Annotated in this window: 1 protein-coding gene; it reads right to left on the bottom strand. The window is 67.9% G+C overall.

All coding sequences use genetic code 11. The annotated features are described in order from the left end of the window. On the bottom strand, positions 1-1,336 hold a 1,336-nt coding region (locus tag UK23_RS49605), incomplete at both ends, for an alpha/beta fold hydrolase (RefSeq protein WP_156213891.1).

Genomic DNA, 1,336 nt, shown 5'->3' with positions numbered 1-1,336 from the left:
GAGATGTGTATAAGAGACAGGTAGACGCCCATGATCGTGGCGATGTGCTCCTCGACCGGCTTCGTGCCGGACGCGCCGAGGAACCTGCCGAGCTGCTCGCGTTGCTCCTTCGGCGTCAGCGACTGGTCGACGCGTCGCCGTGGTGCGCCGCTGTCCTGGAACGCGTGCTGCCGGATCGTCCACAGCTCCTCGATGACCGCGCGCTCGTCCCACGGCGGCTCCGGCTGCCCCGGCACGGCGGGGTGCGCGTCGATCATGATGACCCGCGCGACCTCGTCACCTCGTGTGCGGAGCTGCCTGCCCACCTCGTACGCGACGATGCCACCGAACGAGTGCCCGCCGACGAGGTACGGCCCGTAAGGCTGGATCTGCTTGATCTCCTGGACGTACCGGATCGCGAGCTCTTCGACGTCGTCGACCGGCTCCTCGCTGCCGTCGAAGCCCGGTCCCTGCAGGCCGTAGAACGGTTGCCCCTGCCCGACCGCGCGGGCCAGCGGCAGCAGGTAGTAGGCCGCTCCGACCGCGCCACCGATGCAGAAGAACGGCCGCGGTGTGGTGAGGGCGAGCGCGAGTGTGCTCGCCGCCGCGGGAACATCTTGGCGCGCGAGGTGTTCGGCAACTGCGTCCACTGTGGGCAGTTCGAGGAACAGCGTGTGCGGCACGCGGAAGCCGAGCCAGTCGGACAGCTCGCTCTGCAGGCTCGCGACCGACAGCGACTCGAGGCCGAGCGAGGCGAGCGGTGCGTGCGCGTCGATCGTGGGCACTTTGAGCTCCGCGGCGACGTGCTTGATCAGCCACTCGCGGATCGTGTGGCTCGTGGTGAAGGTGTCCGTCTGCGTCTGGAAATGCTTGCCGATCAGGTCTTCCGCGTACGCGACCGTGCACTCGACGAGCTCGAACGCGGGCAGGCTGCCGACGTGGAACGTGTTCAGCTCGCCCTGCATGATCTCGATCCGGTCGAGGATGCCGTTCTCGAGGTCCTCAGACCCGAAGTGCGGCAGGAACTTCCAGTCCTTGCGCAGGTACGGCGTCCTGATCTGCCCGCCGAGCGCTTTCACATCCCGGTCGAACACGTCGTCGTCCGCCCCGTAGGCGTAGCACGCGTAGACGTCGCTGTCCTCGTACCGGTGGTGGAACGACACGACCTTGGCGGGCCGCGTGATGAGCGAGAACGCCTCGCGCGGCAACCCTTCGGCCGCGCACATCATCGTCCGGTAGTCCAGGTAACGGACCTTCCCGGCGATCTCGCGTTCCTCCGGCGTCGCGTCGAGTGCCGGGATCTGGTCGATCGGCACGGTCAGCACCAGCGCGTCCGCCTCGATCCACTCCCCTGCCC

The sequence above is a fragment of the Lentzea aerocolonigenes genome, from assembly GCF_000955955.1.
Taxonomy (GTDB): Bacteria; Actinomycetota; Actinomycetes; order Mycobacteriales; family Pseudonocardiaceae; genus Lentzea; species Lentzea aerocolonigenes_A.
The sequence above is the reverse complement of the archived record's forward strand: the minus strand, read 5'-3'. Positions and strand labels throughout refer to the sequence as shown.